Below are 816 nucleotides of genomic sequence, written 5' to 3'. Positions count from 1 at the left end.
ATGCCGAAGGCATGGCCAGTGTTGGCGTCCGCTTGACCGCCGAGTTAGGCCACAGCGCCTGCGCGAAGAACCCGTACCCAAACTCAGTGATTGCGTTACCACCTCCAGAGCAATGGCGTGCGTCAATGAACTTTTCGCATGGCAAGTTCGGGCCCTATATATTTTTTTACATCGGGGGCGATAGATGTGCGGCAAATTTATCGTTTGGGGATGTAAATTGGCACATAAAGGGTCGTATTCTTCTTTTCGCAAGGCTGGCCTGTTTTGCGCAGCTCAAATTCACTGTGCACAACCGTTGCCGCTAATTTTGGATGCATTCGATCCAAGTATGTTTTTGCCCTATTAAAATCTTGGCTAATCAGAAACTGCAATCCTTTGTCGCCCCTCTTGAAAGACACATCTCCTATATAGACAACTCCACCAGGCTTTGCTCTGAAGGTAATGGTTTTTTGATCGCCGCAAGCACCGAATTGTGCGCCATATAGAGATCTATCGGATTCGGTCGACATAATCCCAACAATGCCTAGAAAATCACCTGCTTTAGCCTTGCCGATAATGTATCCGTCGGTTGCTGAGCCGTAGAATGAAGCTGGCCGCCACATGTCTTGGTGATAGTTTTCACCCACCATTTCGCCGGGAAATATGAGTGCGCGATGATTCTCTGGCGATAGGCCCAGTATATAAATGCTCTCATTTGGGGCTGGTGTGTTGATGTTTTCTCCCAGCCGTCCAATTGAGGTGCACCCAAGCAATATTGATGAAGTTAGTGCGATTGCAATAAGTTTACTGCACCTAGATCCTAGTGAAATTTTTTTT

General features: G+C 47.3%; 1 protein-coding gene. It reads right to left on the bottom strand.

Translation table 11 applies throughout. From position 1 onward, the window contains the following. Positions 1-197: 197 nt before the first annotated feature. Positions 198-816, bottom strand: a 619-nt coding sequence (locus EYS42_RS17125; protein ID WP_165456845.1) for a hypothetical protein, incomplete at its 5' end; no start/stop codon positions are given.

The sequence above is a fragment of the Aquabacterium lacunae genome, from assembly GCF_004310865.1.
GTDB classification, from domain to species: Bacteria; Pseudomonadota; Gammaproteobacteria; order Burkholderiales; family Burkholderiaceae_C; genus Aquabacterium; species Aquabacterium lacunae.
This window is presented reverse-complemented; position numbering and strand designations above follow the sequence as displayed.